The organism is Streptomyces capoamus (assembly GCF_014654935.1).
GTDB lineage: Bacteria > Actinomycetota > Actinomycetes > Streptomycetales > Streptomycetaceae > Streptomyces > Streptomyces capoamus.
In genome coordinates this window covers 8912-23690 of record NZ_BNBF01000037.1, presented here as the reverse complement: position 1 = coordinate 23690, position 14779 = coordinate 8912, and the positions used below count along the sequence as shown (strand labels likewise).

The following is a 14779-nucleotide window of genomic DNA, read 5'->3' as shown; positions in this document are numbered from 1 at the left end:
GTTGTCGGCCTGGACCTTGTCGTGGCCCGCGCCGCCGGCCCGCAGGATCAGGCTGACGTTGCCGAAGATCGGCACGTCGGGCGTGACCACGGACTGGCACAGGTTGGTGATCTCGGCGTGCTTGAACGCCGAGACGGCCACCGGGTGCGCCGTCTTCTTGCCGTCCATCGTGTAGCCGCTGTCGATGGCGCCGTACTGCTCGAACCCGGTGCCGACGAGCTGGTCGGCGGACACCTTGAACGACTGGCCGGACACGCTGAACGAGGCGGCGAGAGCACCCTGCGCGAGGGCGACACCTATACACGCCGTGGCGGCCACGCTGGGCACCATGACCACAGCGAACCGCTTCCATCTGGTCCCGCCACGCACCTGGGACTCCATATTTCCTCCTTCTCGGACGTACATCTCCTGGCCCGGACTCGCCCCGGTCGGCGGCTCAGTCGGGCAGGGATGGGAGAAGTGCTACGTCCTCGGGAAGGAGAGCGCCCGCGCTCGGCGGCGCGAACCGCGCCCGAATCACCGGCGATCACCCCCGAGCGACAACCACTGGTCGCGCCTGACACGCATCACGCACAACCTTGCTGGACAGGCTTCACCGGCCGGCGAAGACCCCCCTGTCCTAGAGCCGGCGCCACTGCCGCCGGCTCTGCTCGGTGGGGACCCAGAGTCTCCCGTGACCCGACCGGGTGCCGGGGTACGGGAATGGACCGAGCGTCGCCGATCGTGGTGCATTCTCGGCCTGGACACAAGGGGGTTCGTTACTGGCTAGTAACGGCCGGATAACCGGAGGACGTCCGGCCGGTCTCGGAGCGCGACGCTCGGTGGCATCTCCGGGCAGAGCAAAGCCGTTGATCCCTGGACGAATCCAGACAGACCAACGGCCTCGATTTACTCGCAGTAACAGGAACCGCGATTGCCAAGATTTGGCAAAGTGCGGACACCGTGACGCCCTGTCGGCGAACCTTTCACCCCGGCACCACATGCCAGGACGTTTAGCGACTGGTCAGAACAGGGCGCGCGCGAGCGCACGGCGCGCACCCACCACGCGCGGGTCCTCCTGGCCCACGACCTCGAACAGCTCCAGCAGCCGGCGCCGTACCGCGTCCCGGTCGTCGCCCGCCGTGCGCTGCACGGTCTCGATCAGCCGCCCGAAGGCGTCCTCGACGTGACCGCCCACCAGATCGAGGTCGGCGGCGGCGATCTGCGCCTGGATGTCCTTCGGGTTCCCGGCGGCCTCCTGGCGCACCTTCTGCGGGTCCGCGCCCTGCACCCGCTGCAGCAACTCGGCCTGCGCCAGGCCCAGCTTGGCCTCCGGGTGACCCGGGTCGTCGGCCAGCACGTTCTTGTACGCCTGGACCGCCCCGCCCAGGTCGCCCGCGTCCAGCGCCTGCGCGGCGGCGTTCAGGGCCGCCTCGTAGGGTCCCTCCGGCGCCACGGCGGGCGCGGCACCGCCCGGCTCGGCCTCCGGGTCGACGGTCAGGCCCGTGAGCCCGAAGCGCTGCTCGGCGACCTGCACCAGCTGGTCCAGGGTCTGCCTGATCTGCTGCTCGCCGGCGGCCCCCTGGAAGAGCGGCAGCGCCTGTCCGGCCACGACGGCGAAGACGGCCGGGATGCCCTGGATCCCGAACTGCTGCATCAGCATCTGGTTGGCGTCGACGTCGATCTTGGCGAGCAGGAAGCGCCCGGCGTACTCGACGGCCAGCCGCTCCAGGACCGGGCTCAGCTGCTTGCAGGGCTCGCACCACTCGGCCCAGAAGTCGATGACGACGGGGACTTCGGCGGAGCGCTGCAGGACGTCCCGCTCGAACCCCGCCTCATCGACGTCGATGACGAGATCGGCCGGGGAGACGGCTCCCGTGCCGCCCTGCCGGGCCGCTTCGGCGCGCGCCTGCTCGGCCTTGGCCTTGGCCTCTTGGGCCGCCTTCACCGCGGCGAGGTCGACGACACCGCTCATGGACATGTTCCGTGGCTGCATGCGTCTATCCTCCCCCGATCCCGCGCCTGAATGAAAAATAGCGAGGTGCGGCGCCGGGTCCCCACCCCACGCCTCGGTCGTCGCCCGTGTACGTCCCTCACGAGCTTTCGCTACGACCCGTAGCGTAATGCCAGAAGGGCACCGCGCGACACCGCGCGCCGGTGATCTCCCTCACGACCGCACAGATCCCGCCGGTTATGGTCGTGGCATGCAGAGCCGCACCCCCGCCAGCCGTACCGGACGCCCGCGCAGCGCCGCCGCTGACACCGCGATCCTGGCCGCGACCCGGGAGGCTCTGGTGGAACTGGGCTGGTCCAAGCTCACCCTGGGGGACGTCGCCACGCGGGCCGGGGTTGCGAAGACGACCCTGTACCGCCGCTGGGCCGGCAAGAACGAACTCGTCGTGGACGCCGTCGCGGAACTCTTCGACGAGCTGGAGCTGCCCGACCGGGGCAGCCTCGCCGCCGACATCGAGGGGGTCGTGCTCCAGTTCGCCGCGATCCTGGCCCGGCCCGAGGCCAGGAGCGGCCTGATGGCGGTGGTCGCCGAGGCCACCCGCGACGACGCCCTGCGCGAACGCATCCGCGCCTCCATCGTGGACCGCCAGATGCGCCTGGTCCTGGAGGGCCGCGCCCGGGCCCAGCGGCGGGGCGAACTCCCGCCCGAGCCGGACCCCGGCGAGGCCGCCCGCACGGTGGACCTCATCTTCGACGTCGTCGCGGGCGCGGTGGTCCACCGCACCCTGGTCAGCGGCAAACCGGCGGACGAGGCCTGGGTCCGCAGCTTCACGCGCGTGCTGCTGCTGGGCCTGGCCTCCCAGTCCGCCGAGGGCGCCTAGAAACCGGCCGGCTCGGTGTACACCCCCCACTCGTCCCGCAGCACCCCGCAGATCTCGCCCAGGGTCGCCTCGGCCCGCACGGCGTCCAGCATCGGCTCGATCATGTTGGCCCCGGACCGCGCCGCGGCCAGCATCCCGTCCAGCGCCCCCCGGACCGCCGCCTCGTCCCGCGCCGCCTTGCGCTCGGCGAGCACGCGCACCTGCTCCCGCTCCACCTCGTGGCTGACCCGCAGGATCTCCAGGTCCCCGGTGACGGAGCCGGTGTGGACGTTCACGCCGACGACCCGCTTCTCCCCCTTCTCCAGGGCCTGCTGGTACCGGAACGCGGACTCCGCGATCTCCCCGGTGAACCAGCCGTCCTCGATACCGCGCAGGATCCCGGACGTGATGGGCCCGATCGGGTGTCGCCCGTCCGGGTGAGCCCGCAGCCCACGCTCCTTGATCTGCTCGAAGATCTTCTCCGCGTCCGCCTCGATCCGGTCCGTCAGCTGCTCGACGTACCAGGAACCGCCCAGCGGATCCGCCACGTTGGCGACCCCGGTCTCCTCCATCAGCACCTGCTGGGTGCGCAGCGCGATCTCCGCGGCCTGTTCGCTGGGCAGCGCGAGGGTCTCGTCCAGGGCGTTGGTGTGCAGCGAGTTGGTCCCGCCGAGCACGGCGGCCAGCGCCTCCACGGCCGTGCGCACCACGTTGTTGTACGGCTGCTGCGCGGTCAGCGAGACACCCGCGGTCTGCGTGTGGAACCGCAGCCACTGCGCCTTGTCGCTCTTCGCCCCGTACACGTCCCGCATCCACCGGGCCCAGATGCGGCGGGCCGCGCGGAACTTGGCGATCTCCTCGAAGAAGTCGACGTGCGCGTCGAAGAAGAAGGAGAGCCCGGGGGCGAAGACGTCGACGTCGAGGCCGCGGCTGAGGCCCAGCTCGACGTAGCCGAACCCGTCCGCCAGCGTGTACGCCAGCTCCTGCGCGGCCGTGGCCCCCGCCTCCCGGATGTGGTACCCGGAGACGGACAGCGGCTTGTACGCGGGGATGCCCGCCGCGCAGTGCTCCATCAGGTCGCCGATCAGCCGCAGATGGGGCTCCGGCTGGAAGAGCCACTCCTTCTGGGCGATGTACTCCTTGAAGATGTCCGTCTGCAGGGTGCCGTTGAGCACCGCCGGGTCCACACCCTGCCGTTCGGCGGCGACCAGGTACATGCAGAAGACCGGCACGGCCGGACCGCTGATGGTCATGGAGGTCGTCACGTCCCCCAGCGGGATGTCCTTGAACAGCACCTCCATGTCGGCGGCCGAGTCGATGGCGACCCCGCAGTGCCCGACCTCGCCCAGCGAGCGCGGGTCGTCGGAGTCGCGGCCCATGAGCGTCGGCATGTCGAAGGCGACCGACAGGCCCCCGCCGCCGGCGGCGAGGATCATCTTGTACCGCTCGTTGGTCTGCTCGGCGTTGCCGAAGCCGGCGAACTGGCGGATCGTCCAGGTCCGTCCGCGGTAACCGGTCGGATGGAGCCCGCGCGTGTAGGGGTACTCCCCGGGCCAGCCGATCCGCTCGAATCCCTCGTACGTGTCACCCGGCCGCGGCCCGTACACCGGCTCCACGGGGTCGCCGGAGAGCGTGGTGAAGTCCGCGTCGCGCTTGCGCGCGGCGTCGTAGCGGGCCTGCCAGCGTCGGCGGCCTTCCTCGATGGCGTGAGCGTCCATACCCTCGAATTTACTAGGACGTCCTAGTAAATGTCGATGGCAGACCGCCGCACGGCTTCCGTGCGGCGGTACCCGCTAGACCTTGGCGACGGCCGGGGAGCCGTCGGCGACCCGGCCCTCCAGCTCGCGGCTGATCTTCTGCTCCACGAAGAAGGCGGCGGTGGGGATCGTGCCCGCGAGCAGCACCCACAGCTGGCGCACGACCGGCATCTTCGCCTTGGAGCCCAGGTCGAAGGCGAAGATCAGGTAGACGACGTACAGCCAGCCGTGCGCGATGGCGACGACCCGGGTGAAGTCGGCGGCACCGTCGACGTCGAGCCCGTACTTCGCGATCATGCCCAGGCAGAGCAGCACCAGCAGCACGCCGGTGGTGTAGGCCATGACGCGGTAGCGGGTCAGCACGCTTTTTTTCATGAGGTCGAGCGTAACCACCCGTTCCGGGAGATCTTGCCCCGGGTCACTGCTCGTCGAAGTCGTGTGCCGCGATCCGCAGCGGACGGAGCATCGCGAAGATCTCCCGGCACTCCTCCGCGTCGTACACCCCGAGCCCGAAGTCCATCGCCATCAGGTCACGGGTGGCCGCGTCGACGACCTCACGGCCCTTGTCGGTGACGACGGCGAGGGTGCCGCGGCCGTCGTTGGGGTTGGGCCGCTTGGCGACCAGCCCGGACCTGACCAGCCGGTCCACGGTGTTCGTCACGGACGTGGGGTGCACCATCAGCCGCTCACCGATCTTGGACATCGGCAGCTCACCGGCCTTGGAGAAGGTGAGCAGCACCAGTGCCTCGTAACGGGCGAACGTCAGCCCGTACGGCTTGACCACCGCGTCCACCTCGGCGAGCAGGATCTGCTGGGCCCGCATGATCGAGGTGATCGCGGCCATGGACGGCACGTTTCCCCAGCGCTGCTTCCAGAGCTCGTCGGCGCGGGCGATGGGGTCGAACGGAAGGCTGAGAGGCTTCGGCACGTCTGCAGACCCTACCGGCCGGTCATATGCCGGTCAGCTCTGTCTCGGCTTTCGGTCACCGGCCGTCCCACCGCGGGCGGCCACGGCGAGCGCACCGCAGCACAGCGTGCCGAGCGCCCCGGCGCCCGCCACGGCCGCCCGCACCCCCACCGCCTGCGCGGCCACCCCGGCCAGCGCCATGCCGACGCCCTGCACGGTCATCAGTCCGGCGCTCAGCACCGTCATGGCCCGCCCGCGCGACTCCTCCGGCACGGCCCGCACGAACCACTGGTCCAGGCCCAGCGTGTACGCCGACCCGGCCCCGGACAGCAGCAGGAGCAACAGGGACACGGTCAGCCCGGGACGCAGGGCGTAGCCGAGGTACGGCAGCAGGGACAGGCACAGCAGGGGGAGCGCCACGCGTTCCCGGGCCGCGGGCCGCAGCCGGGCACCGGCGAACAGCTCACCCGCCACCGTGCCGACGGGCAGGGCGCACATGAGCAGCCCCAGGCCGGCGGAGCCGGCGCCGAGGTCGTCGGCGTACGGTGCAGCGAGGGCCTCGGGGACGACGGCGAAGGCGGGCGGCAGCCAGAAGAGCAGGAGCAGCAGCCGTACGCGCCGGTCGGCGAGGAGCGGCCGGAGGCCGGGCGGGGGCTGCGCGCGGTCGCGGGTGCGGGCGGGCCGGCGCCGGGTGCCGAGGCGGAGCAGGGCGGCCGAGGCCAGGAAGGTGCCGACGGTGATCACGAGGGCGGCCCGCGGGGTGACGGCGGTGAGCAGCAGCCCGCCGAGGCCGTAGCCGGCGAGCAGGGCGCTCTGGGCGACGATCCGCAGCAGGGAGCGACCGAGCACGAACAGCTCGCCGGTGCCGAGGACGTCGGCGAGGGTGGCCATGCGGGTGCCCGCGAACACCGGGGAGACGACGGCGAGGCCGCAGCGCAGCGCGAGCAGGGCGCCGGTCCCGGTGCCGGGGGCCGCCATCACGGCCACGCAGCCCGCGCACACCACGTCACAGGTGACGAGCACCCGGCGGGCCGGGAAACGGTCGGCGACCGGGGCGAGCAGGGTGCCGCCCACGGCGTACGGCAGGAAGCCCACGGCGAAGGTGAGCGCGCTGAGCAGGGGGGAGCGGGTGCGGTCGTAGACGAGGACGGTGAGGGCGACCTCGCTGACGATCACCCCGAGCATGGACAGCACGTGCGCGGCGAAGACGGCCCGGAACTCGGGCACGGCGAGGACGCGGCCGTATCCGGCGGAACGCGCCGGGGCCGCCTGGGAGGGTGCGGACATGCGGGGCAGCGTGCCCGGCGCGGGGCGGACGGACGTAGAGTTTCGGCTCGGCCCGAATGTTCCGCCCCGAGCCCCGGACAGGAGGTGGCCGTGCCCTCACTCCTGCGGTTCGGCGAGGACGACTTCCTGCGCTGCCGGTTCGCCCTCTCCCCGCTCTGGGAGACGCACGAGGCGGTCCGGACGCTGAAACGGCCCGACCGGCAGGGCTACCACGCGCCGTGGCTGCGGCGGATCCGGGCGGCGGCGGCCGGACTGGACCTCGCCCCGCTGTGGCTGCTGATGCCCCGGCGGGGGCACTCGCCGGACTGGCTGGGCCGGCCGCCGATCGGGCCGGCCGCCACCTTCGAGGAGGAGATCGCGGCCGTCCGGGCGTCCGACCCCGAAGCGGCCCGCGAGGACACCGCCCGCTCGCTGGCCTGCACCCCGGGCGCGCCGGAGTCCGCGCGCGCCCGGGCCTGGCTGGCCGACCCGGCACGGATGGTGCGCGAGCTGGCGGACCGCCTGGAGGAGGCCTGGCGGGTGCTGGTCGAACCGGACTGGCTCCGGCTGCGCGCCCTGCTGGACGCGGACGTGGCCTTCCACTCGCGGCGGCTGGCCGAGGTCGGCCTGGGCCGGCTGCTGCCGGAACTGGATCCCCGGCTGTCCTGGAACGGCCGCACGCTGACGCTCGCGCTGCACACCGAGCACGCCCGCGACCTCGACGGCCAGGGCCTGGTGCTGATGCCGAGCGTCTTCTCCTGGCCCGACGTGGTCACGGGCTTCGAGCCGCCGTGGCAGCCCACCCTCGTCTACCCGGCCCGCGCCCTGGCCGGCCTGTGGACCGACCCCGGCACCCGCACCCCCGAGACCCTGGTGCGCCTGCTCGGCCGCAACCGCGCCACGGTCCTGACCGCCCTGACCGGACCGGCCACCACGAGCGCCCTGGCCCACCGGCTCGGCCTGGCCCCGTCCTCGGTGTCGGCCCACCTGACGACCCTGCGCGACGCGGGCCTGCTGACCGCCCGCCGCTACGGCCACCAGGTGCTGTACGAGCGGACCCCCCTGGGGCTGGCCCTGGCGTCCGGAGGCTGAACCGGGACCCCGGCCCGCTGGGGCCGGCCTGCGCCGGGACCCCGGCCCGCCAAGGCCTGCGCCGGGACCGGCCCGCTAAGGCCTGCGCCGCCGCAGCTGGTGGCGCACGGCCCGCTGGGCCACCGGCCCCAGGGACTCCACCGCGCCCACCAGCGCCCCCAGCTGCTCGAGCGCGTCCAGCGCCGCACCGGCGCCCGCCTCGTCGACCCCCTCGTACAGCTCGATCCCGACGAACGCCGCCGCCACGGCCCGCGCCAGGCCCACCGGATCGGCGAACTCCCCGAGCGGGGTGGCCGCCAGCACGCGCCGCAGCACCTGCTCCATCTCGGTGATCCACAGCTGGAGACCGGCGGCCGTGGCCGGCCCGAGGGCCGGGTGGGCGGGGGCCCCGGCCAGCAGCTGCCCGAGCAGCGCCACATGGCCCCCGGCCCGCTCACGCTCGTGGATCTCGCGCCCGACGGCGAGGAGCTCGGACAGCGAGCCCACCGCGGCGAGCCGCTCGCGGTACCGGCCCACGGCCTTCTCCGCGCCGTACCGGCAGGCCGCGGCGAGCAGTTCGTCCACCGATCCGAAGTGGTAGAAGACGAGCGCCTGGTTGACGCCGGCCGCCGCCGCCACCGTACGGGCCGACGTCTTGGCGATGCCCTGTTCGGTGAGCGTGCGCAGGGCGCCCTCCAGCAGCTTCTCCTTCGTCTCCTGCGACTTCGCCGTCTCCGGGCTCACGCGCGCGCCTCCTCGCGCACCGGCCGCAGTCCGGCCCGCACGCTCCGCCCGCGGACGTCGGTGTACGAAGCGGTGAACGAGCCCTCGTAGCCGAAGAGCGGCCCGAACCAGCGGTTCACCACCCGCACGCGGATGCGGAAGCGGCCGGCCGCGTCGTCGTAGGACTCGCGCACCTCGGCGGTGGCGCCGACGAGTTCGGGGACCCGGACGTCCACCGGACCCTCCCGGAACCGGTGTTCCCCGGAGCGGATGAGCAGGGAGCCGTCGGGCTCGGCGTGGAAGTGCAGCTCGCTGGCGAGGTGCTGGTGGGTGCCGAGGTAGTCGAGGACGCGGTCGCCGCGGGGGTCGAGCACCATCTGCGCGTCGAAGCGGCGGGCACGGCCGGGGAGGTCGAAGGTGCGCACGAAGCTCACCGTCTCACGGCCGAAGGTGTCGGCGTACGGCACGTTCTCGATCACGAAGGGGATGTTCCGGCCGGCCCGCGGGACCAGGATGTTGCGGGTGGCGCCGAGGGCGAGGAAGGGCCGCACGAACGCCGGTCCGTGCCAGATCCGGTCCATCACGCCCCGCCCCGTGCACGCCTCGCCGCCGGCCAGGCCCACCGAGAAGCGGCGCCGCAGGGCCGGGTGGAGGCGGTGGAAGCCGGGGCCCATCGCGGTCTCGAAGATCGACGTCATCCGTGCTCCTCCAGGGTCTTCAGCAGCCGGGGGGCGCGGGCCCGGCCGGCGGGGGCGCGCCGGCAGCGGCGGGCGGCCGGGGTCGTGGCGAGCGGTGCCGTGAACAGGGCGAGGAAGACGCCGAGCACGAGCAGGAGCGGGCACAGGAAGGCCATCGAGTCGGCGAGGGGGAGCGGGCCCCGGTCCAGCGCGCTCAGGCACAGGGCGAGCACCAGCGCGCGGGCCGTCAGTTCGGCCAGCCAGTGGGCCAGGGCCCGCTCGGGGGTGATGCCCCGCTCCAGCCAGAGCCGGAGCCGGTCGAAGGACCAGGCGGTGGCCCAGCCCATGAGCGGGCGGAACAGCAGGCGGTCGGCGAGGGCACCGGGGGCTCCCCAGCGGGGGCGGTAGTCGTAGCCGGTGAGGAAGCGGACCCCGTGGGCGTCGGGGACGTAGCGCCAGTAGCCGCTGCCCTCGGCGATGAGGGAGAGCGGGTGCGGGGAGGCGAACCGCAGGGCCGAGGTGCGGGTGCCGTCGGGGCGCTCCTTCTCGCCGGCGGCGACCCCGGTTCCGCGGACCGTGAGGAACGGCAGGACCCGGGTGGCGTAGCGGAAGCGCTGCGGTTCGCCGTCCGCGCGCGGGAGGTGGCGGATCTCGGTGAAGCGCAGGTCCCAGCGCTGGTGCCGGCCCGGGTCCTGGGTGCGGGCCCACACCTCGTCCAGGTCGGCGCGGATGTGCGTCTCTATGTAGAGACCCATGTGTTCCCCCACGTGAGCATGGTTTGAGCGACTGCTCAAATCCTCTGGGAGGCAAGATACCGGCTCTTTGAGCGATCGCTCAAACCCTGGGGACGGAAAAAACCCCGGCCCACAGGACCGGGGTTCCGGCTGCCGGGGCGGGCCGGCTACCGCGCGAGGTGCCGTTCGACGGTCTCCACCTTGGAGGTGAGCCCGTCGGTCACACCGGGCCGGATGTCCGCCTTGAGGACGAGCGACACGCGCGGGGCGCGCGCCTCCACGGCGGCGACGGCCCGCCGGACGACGTCCATGACCTCGTCCCACTCGCCCTCGATCGAGGTGAACATGGCGTCGGTGCGGTTCGGCAGGCCGGACTCGCGGACCACGCGGACGGCGTCGGCGACGTACTCCCCCACGTCCTCGCCGACGCCGAGGGGCGTCACGGAGAAGGCGACGATCATGCGTTCACGACCCCTTCCTGGCGGGCCCGGGCGGCGATGACGGCGTCCTCGGCCTCGCGGCGCAGCCGGCGCTCGGCGAAGAAGCCGCCGGTGGGCAGCACCGAGAGGACGAAGTAGAGGGCCGCCGTCCCCAGCGGCCACTTGGCGCGGTTCCACGCGTCCGCCCAGAAGATCACGTACAGGACGAACAGGACGCCGTGGATCGCGCCCATCACGGGGACCGCATTAAAGTCCGTGGTCCGCTTCAGCACCGAGCAGAGCAACAGGATCAGGAAGGACACGGCCTCCGGGGCCGAGACCAGGCGGAGACGGCGGAGGGAGGTGGCGGTCTTGATGTCCACGGGTCACCTTCGGTGGGAGTAATCGTTTGTGAACGCACGCACAAGCGTCTCCCCATTGTGGCAAACCGTGCCCGTAGGGGTCCGCTCAGGGTGGGTCTCCACCCATGGGCCCTGTTCCGTCCACCCGCCCGGCCGCTACTTTCGCAGCGTGGCGATGTTCCGACTCCAAGGCAGCAAGGTGCTCGCCGTCGACATGACCGGGGACGCCGTCAAGGCGAAGAACGGCTCGATGGTCGCGTACGACGGGCAGATGGCCTTCAAGAAGCTCAGCGGCGGCGGCGAGGGGCTGCGCGGGATGGTGACCCGGCGGCTCACCGGCGAGCAGATGACGGTGATGGAGGTGAGAGGGCACGGGACCTGCTGGTTCGCGGACCGGGCCGCAGAGATCAACCTGGTGGGCCTCCGGGGCGACAAGCTCTGGGTCGAGGCGGGCAACCTGCTGGCGACGGACGCGGGGCTGCGGACGGGCACGACCTTCACCGGGCTGCGCGGGGCCGCGCAGGGGAACGGCCTGTTCACCACGACCGTCGAGGGTCACGGCCAGGCGGCGATCGTCTCCGACGGCCCGGCGGTCGTCCTGCGGGTCAGCCCGCAGTACCCGCTGATCGTCGACCCGGGCGCCTACGTCGCCCACCAGGGCGACGTCCGGCAGTCCTTCCAGTCCGGTGTGACGTTCCGCACGCTGCTCGGGGAGGGCGGCGGCGAGGCGTTCCAGATCCGCTTCGAGGGCGACGGCCTGGTGTACGTGCAGCCGAGCGAGCGGAACACGATCGCGGGGGACCTGTGAGATGACCTTCCGAGAGATCAACTCCAAGATGGTCGAGGCGACCGTGACGCCGGGACGGCGGCTGTTCAGCCAGCGCGGGGCGATGCTCGCCTACAAAGGGGACGTGTCCTTCACGCCCAACGTCCAGGGCGGCCAGGGCGGACTGATGTCCATGATCGGGCGCCGGGTGGCCGGCGAGGCGACCCCGCTGATGACCGTGGAGGGCAGCGGCACGGTCTTCTTCGGGCACGGCGGCCACCACGTCCATGTGATCACCCTCTCCGGCGACACGCTCCACGTCGAGGCCGACCGGCTGCTCGCCTTCGAGGGCACGCTGCGCCAGGGCACGGAGTTCCTGGGCTCGCAGGGCGGCGTCATGGGCATGGTCCGGGGCCAGGTCACCGGCCAGGGCCTGTTCACGACGACCCTCCAGGGCCAGGGCTCGGCGGCCGTGATGGCACACGGCGGCGTCTTCGAGCTGCCGATCACCCCGCAGCGCCCGGTCCACGTCGATCCCCAGGCCTACGTCGCCCACCGCGGCGAGGTCCGCAACCGGCTGTCCACCGCCCTCGGCTGGCGCGACATGGTCGGCCGCGGCTCCGGCGAGGCCTTCCAGCTGGAGCTGAGCGGCCACGGCACGGTCTACGTCCAGGCGTCGGAGGAGAAGCTGTGAGCACCTACGCAACCCCGGGCGCCGGACCGGCCGTGTACGACCCGCTGACCCTGCCCGCCGACGACAACGTGAACCGGTACACCTTCTGCGTCGAGCTCAAGGGCGGCCAGTGGTTCCTGCAGAAGGGGAAGATGATCGCCTACTACGGGGCGATCGAGTTCAACGGCATCGGGCACGGGCGACTCGACCGACTTGTCCGTACGTCGTTCCATTCGCCACTGCACGCGAGCGACTGGGTCGTGGCGCAGGGCTCCGGCAAGATGCTGCTGGCCGACCGGGCCTTCGACGTCAACTCCTACGACCTGGACGACGGGAACTTGACCATTCGCGCGGGCAATCTGCTCGCTTTTCAGCCAAGTCTCGCGCTCAAGCAATCGATCGTGCCGGGTTTTCTGACCCTCATCGGAACCGGGAAGTTCGTGGCCGCATCCAACGGGCCGGTGGTGTTTATGGAACCTCCGATCCGGGTCGATCCCCAGGCCCTCGTCGGATGGGCCGACTGCCCCTCCCCGTGTCACCACTACGACCACAGCTACATGGCGGGTGTACTGGGCGGACTGCGGGCGGTGACGGGGTTCGGCGGGGTTTCCGGGGAGGAGCACCAGTTCGAGTTCGTGGGCGCCGGGACGGTCCTGCTGCAGTCGACGGAGACCCTGATGGCCGAGGCGGCCACGGGCGCGGTTCCGAGCGAACCGGGGGTCCCCGGAGGTGGCTCAACGGCGCCGGGCGGACACGGTCCGCAATCGTCGGGCGCACCGCGTCTTCCCGGACAGCTGGGGGACCTCCAGCGTCGCTTCGGACTGTGAGCGGTAGTCTGCTGAGTGTGACGTCGAACGCGTGCGCACTGTCACACCACCCGAAGTAGTTCGTCATTCAACTTCTTAGGTAGACTTCATTCATGGAGACCGAGACGGCCACGCGCTGGCTGACCGATGCGGAGCAGTGCGCCTGGCGCACCCACCTGGAGGTCAACAGGCTGTTGACGTACCAGCTCGAAAAGGATCTGCAGCCGTTCGGCCTGACGATGAACGACTACGAGATCCTCGTGAACCTGTCCGAGTCGGACGACGTGCGGATGCGGATGAGCGACCTGGCCTCCGCGACCATGCAGTCCAAGAGCCGGCTCTCGCACCAGATCACGCGGATGGAGAACGCGAATCTGGTGCGCCGGGAGAACTGCGAGTCGGACCGGCGGGGGCTGTACGCCGTGCTCACCGAGCACGGCATGGAGACGATGAAAAGGGTCGCGCCGCACCATGTGGCATCGGTGCGGCGGCATTTCATCGACCTGCTGTCACCGGACGCGCTGACGGAGCTGGACAAGGCGCTCAAGCCGATCGCCGAGCACCTGAGAGGGCAGCGGGGACGCCCCTGAGCCCCGCCCGGGCTCAGGGTGCGGGCGGCTCGCCCACGGTCTCCCCGGGTCGCGGGGAACTGCGCGGCAGGCCGCCCGCCGCCCGCGGCCGCACGACGCCCGCAGCCGCCGTGACCAGGGCGGCCGCACCCGCCAGGGTGAAGCACAGGCTCAACGGGAACCGGCCGATCAGCAGGCCCGCCGCCAGCGACCCGGCCGAGCCTCCCGCGTTCACCCCCGTGTTCACCCACGCCCCGGCCCGCGCCCGGGACCCCGGCGCCGCCGTCTCGTCGGCCAGCAGGTAGGCCGTCGTGAGCGCGGGGGCGATGAACGCGCCGGCGAGCGCCATCACGGCGGTGAGGGTCCACAGGTCCGGGGCCAGGCCCGCCAGGGCGAGGACCGCCCCGAGGGCCGCCGCGAACCGGCACAGCCGGACCCGGGCGGCCGTACGCCACCGCACCGCCCCGTTGGCCAGACCGCCCAGCGCGCTGCCCGCCGAGAGCGCGCCCAGCACCCAGGGCGCCAGGGCGGGGTCCTGGGAGCGTTCCGTGGCGAAGGCCATGACCAGCAGTTCCGCGCAGCTGAGCGACAGCCCGACGCCCAGCGCGACCGCCACTGCCACCGCCACCGGGGCCGGCAGGCCCCGCACCCCGGCGGGCCGTCGGCGCCCCCCGGACACCGGGCGCGGGCCCGGCACGGCCGGGGAGGTGGCGACGAAGGCCCAGGTGCCCGCCACGTTCAGGACCGCGCTCAGCAGGATCCCGGCGGCCGGCGGGGCGACGCCCGCGAGCACGCCGACCAGGGCCGGGCCGGACACGTAGAGCAGTTCCTCGGCGACGCCGTCGAGGCTGTAGGCGCGCTGCAGCAGGCCCGGGTCCGCGACCAGTTCGGACCACAGGGCCCGCATGGCCGGGCCCAGCGGCGGCGCGCAGGCGCCCGCCAGGGCGGCGGACACGGCGACGAGGGCCGCCGGGGCCCCGGGACGCCAGGTGAGGGCCGCGAGGACGCTGAGCAGGGCGCCGTACAGCGCCGACATGGGCAGCAGGGCCCGGCGCGGGCCGTGCCTATCGATCAGCGAGGCCCGTAGCGGCATCAGGAAGACCGTCGTGGCGCCGAACAGGGACAGCACGGTGCCGGAGACCGGCCAGGAGCCGGTGGCGCGGGAGACGGACAGCAGGAGCGCCGGGGCGACCGTCCCGTAGGACAGGCGGGCGGCCAGGGCGGCGGTGAAGGCGCGGCGCGCGTACGGGACGCGCA

Annotated in this window: 18 protein-coding genes; 6 read left to right on the top strand and 12 right to left on the bottom strand. The window is 72.5% G+C overall.

Annotation, left to right across the window (positions count from 1 at the left end):
• A partial coding sequence (locus tag IE312_RS43290; protein ID WP_229900825.1) for a DUF6230 family protein occupies positions 1-381 on the bottom strand: 381 nt, incomplete at its 3' end.
• 622 nt (positions 382-1003) lie between these two features.
• On the bottom strand, positions 1004-1975 hold the full coding sequence (locus tag IE312_RS35340) for a tetratricopeptide repeat protein (RefSeq protein ID WP_189986381.1): 972 nt from the start codon (positions 1973-1975) through the stop codon (positions 1004-1006).
• A gap of 208 nt (positions 1976-2183) precedes the next feature.
• Between IE312_RS35340 and IE312_RS35335 the strand changes: the two genes are divergently transcribed.
• Positions 2184-2813 carry a TetR/AcrR family transcriptional regulator gene (locus IE312_RS35335; RefSeq protein WP_189986379.1) on the top strand — a complete coding sequence of 210 codons (630 nt, stop codon included), beginning with the start codon at positions 2184-2186 and terminating at the stop codon, positions 2811-2813.
• On the opposite strand, the gene icmA is transcribed toward IE312_RS35335, so the two are convergent.
• The 4 genes from icmA to IE312_RS35315 all read right to left on the bottom strand — a co-directional run bounded on the left by icmA (position 2810) and on the right by IE312_RS35315 (position 6743).
• Positions 2810-4510 (bottom strand): coenzyme B12-dependent isobutyryl-CoA mutase large subunit, encoded by a 1701-nt coding sequence (icmA, locus tag IE312_RS35330; protein ID WP_189986377.1) that lies wholly within the window; start codon positions 4508-4510, stop codon positions 2810-2812. The genes IE312_RS35335 and icmA overlap by 4 nt on opposite strands.
• A gap of 75 nt (positions 4511-4585) precedes the next feature.
• On the bottom strand, positions 4586-4924 hold the full coding sequence (locus tag IE312_RS35325) for a DUF3817 domain-containing protein (protein WP_189986375.1): 339 nt from the start codon (positions 4922-4924) through the stop codon (positions 4586-4588).
• A 43-nt stretch (positions 4925-4967) separates the two neighbouring features.
• Positions 4968-5477, bottom strand: coding sequence for a MarR family winged helix-turn-helix transcriptional regulator (locus tag IE312_RS35320; RefSeq protein WP_189986373.1), 510 nt, complete (start codon positions 5475-5477; stop codon positions 4968-4970).
• Between the two features lie 33 nt (positions 5478-5510).
• On the bottom strand, positions 5511-6743 hold the full coding sequence (locus IE312_RS35315) for an MFS transporter (RefSeq protein ID WP_189986371.1): 1233 nt from the start codon (positions 6741-6743) through the stop codon (positions 5511-5513).
• Between the two features lie 90 nt (positions 6744-6833).
• Between IE312_RS35315 and IE312_RS35310 the strand changes: the two genes are divergently transcribed.
• Complete coding sequence (locus IE312_RS35310) at positions 6834-7814, top strand: ArsR/SmtB family transcription factor (RefSeq protein ID WP_189986369.1); 981 nt, start codon at positions 6834-6836, stop codon at positions 7812-7814.
• A gap of 75 nt (positions 7815-7889) precedes the next feature.
• Here IE312_RS35310 and IE312_RS35305 read toward each other — a convergent pair whose 3' ends face one another.
• The 5 genes from IE312_RS35305 to IE312_RS35285 all read right to left on the bottom strand — a co-directional run bounded on the left by IE312_RS35305 (position 7890) and on the right by IE312_RS35285 (position 10729).
• Positions 7890-8537, bottom strand: a complete 648-nt coding sequence (locus tag IE312_RS35305; protein ID WP_189986367.1) for a TetR/AcrR family transcriptional regulator — start codon at positions 8535-8537, stop codon at positions 7890-7892.
• Positions 8534-9214, bottom strand: coding sequence for a DUF4166 domain-containing protein (locus IE312_RS35300; protein WP_189986365.1), 681 nt, complete (start codon positions 9212-9214; stop codon positions 8534-8536). The genes IE312_RS35305 and IE312_RS35300 overlap by 4 nt, the downstream gene beginning before the upstream one ends.
• Positions 9211-9948 (bottom strand): hypothetical protein, encoded by a 738-nt coding sequence (locus tag IE312_RS35295; protein ID WP_189986414.1) that lies wholly within the window; start codon positions 9946-9948, stop codon positions 9211-9213. Before IE312_RS35295 ends, IE312_RS35300 begins: the two co-directional genes overlap by 4 nt.
• Positions 9949-10094: 146 nt before the next feature.
• Positions 10095-10388 carry an MTH1187 family thiamine-binding protein gene (locus tag IE312_RS35290; RefSeq protein WP_189986363.1) on the bottom strand — a complete coding sequence of 98 codons (294 nt, stop codon included), beginning with the start codon at positions 10386-10388 and terminating at the stop codon, positions 10095-10097.
• Positions 10385-10729, bottom strand: a complete 345-nt coding sequence (locus tag IE312_RS35285) for a DUF3817 domain-containing protein (RefSeq protein ID WP_189986361.1) — start codon at positions 10727-10729, stop codon at positions 10385-10387. Before IE312_RS35285 ends, IE312_RS35290 begins: the two co-directional genes overlap by 4 nt.
• 154 nt (positions 10730-10883) lie before the next feature.
• Between IE312_RS35285 and IE312_RS35280 the strand changes: the two genes are divergently transcribed.
• From IE312_RS35280 to IE312_RS35265, 4 genes are all read left to right on the top strand, one after another.
• Entirely contained in the window at positions 10884-11516 is a 633-nt protein-coding gene (locus IE312_RS35280) for an AIM24 family protein (RefSeq protein WP_189986412.1), read from the top strand.
• Between the two features lies 1 nt (position 11517).
• Complete coding sequence (locus IE312_RS35275; protein WP_189986359.1) at positions 11518-12168, top strand: AIM24 family protein; 651 nt, start codon at positions 11518-11520, stop codon at positions 12166-12168.
• Complete coding sequence (locus IE312_RS35270; RefSeq protein ID WP_189986357.1) at positions 12165-12974, top strand: AIM24 family protein; 810 nt, start codon at positions 12165-12167, stop codon at positions 12972-12974. The genes IE312_RS35275 and IE312_RS35270 overlap by 4 nt, the downstream gene beginning before the upstream one ends.
• Positions 12975-13066: 92 nt before the next feature.
• Entirely contained in the window at positions 13067-13543 is a 477-nt protein-coding gene (locus IE312_RS35265; RefSeq protein WP_189986356.1) for a MarR family winged helix-turn-helix transcriptional regulator, read from the top strand.
• 13 nt (positions 13544-13556) lie between these two features.
• On the opposite strand, the gene IE312_RS35260 is transcribed toward IE312_RS35265, so the two are convergent.
• The coding region (locus tag IE312_RS35260) for an MFS transporter (protein ID WP_229900824.1) at positions 13557-14779 on the bottom strand (1223 nt) is incomplete at its 5' end.

What these genes read in the sequence shown, in the direction of transcription:
- IE312_RS35340 (WP_189986381.1), bottom strand. Translation starts at nt 1,975, where the DNA reads ATGCAGCCACGGAACATGTCCATGAGCGGTGTCGTCGACCTCGCCGCG.
- IE312_RS35335 (WP_189986379.1), top strand. Translation starts at nt 2,184, where the DNA reads ATGCAGAGCCGCACCCCCGCCAGCCGTACCGGACGCCCGCGCAGCGCC.
- icmA (WP_189986377.1), bottom strand. Translation starts at nt 4,510, where the DNA reads ATGGACGCTCACGCCATCGAGGAAGGCCGCCGACGCTGGCAGGCCCGC.
- IE312_RS35325 (WP_189986375.1), bottom strand. Translation starts at nt 4,924, where the DNA reads ATGAAAAAAAGCGTGCTGACCCGCTACCGCGTCATGGCCTACACCACC.
- IE312_RS35315 (WP_189986371.1), bottom strand. Translation starts at nt 6,743, where the DNA reads ATGTCCGCACCCTCCCAGGCGGCCCCGGCGCGTTCCGCCGGATACGGC.
- IE312_RS35300 (WP_189986365.1), bottom strand. Translation starts at nt 9,214, where the DNA reads ATGACGTCGATCTTCGAGACCGCGATGGGCCCCGGCTTCCACCGCCTC.
- IE312_RS35295 (WP_189986414.1), bottom strand. Translation starts at nt 9,948, where the DNA reads ATGGGTCTCTACATAGAGACGCACATCCGCGCCGACCTGGACGAGGTG.
- IE312_RS35290 (WP_189986363.1), bottom strand. Translation starts at nt 10,388, where the DNA reads ATGATCGTCGCCTTCTCCGTGACGCCCCTCGGCGTCGGCGAGGACGTG.
- IE312_RS35280 (WP_189986412.1), top strand. Translation starts at nt 10,884, where the DNA reads ATGTTCCGACTCCAAGGCAGCAAGGTGCTCGCCGTCGACATGACCGGG.
- IE312_RS35275 (WP_189986359.1), top strand. Translation starts at nt 11,518, where the DNA reads ATGACCTTCCGAGAGATCAACTCCAAGATGGTCGAGGCGACCGTGACG.
- IE312_RS35265 (WP_189986356.1), top strand. Translation starts at nt 13,067, where the DNA reads ATGGAGACCGAGACGGCCACGCGCTGGCTGACCGATGCGGAGCAGTGC.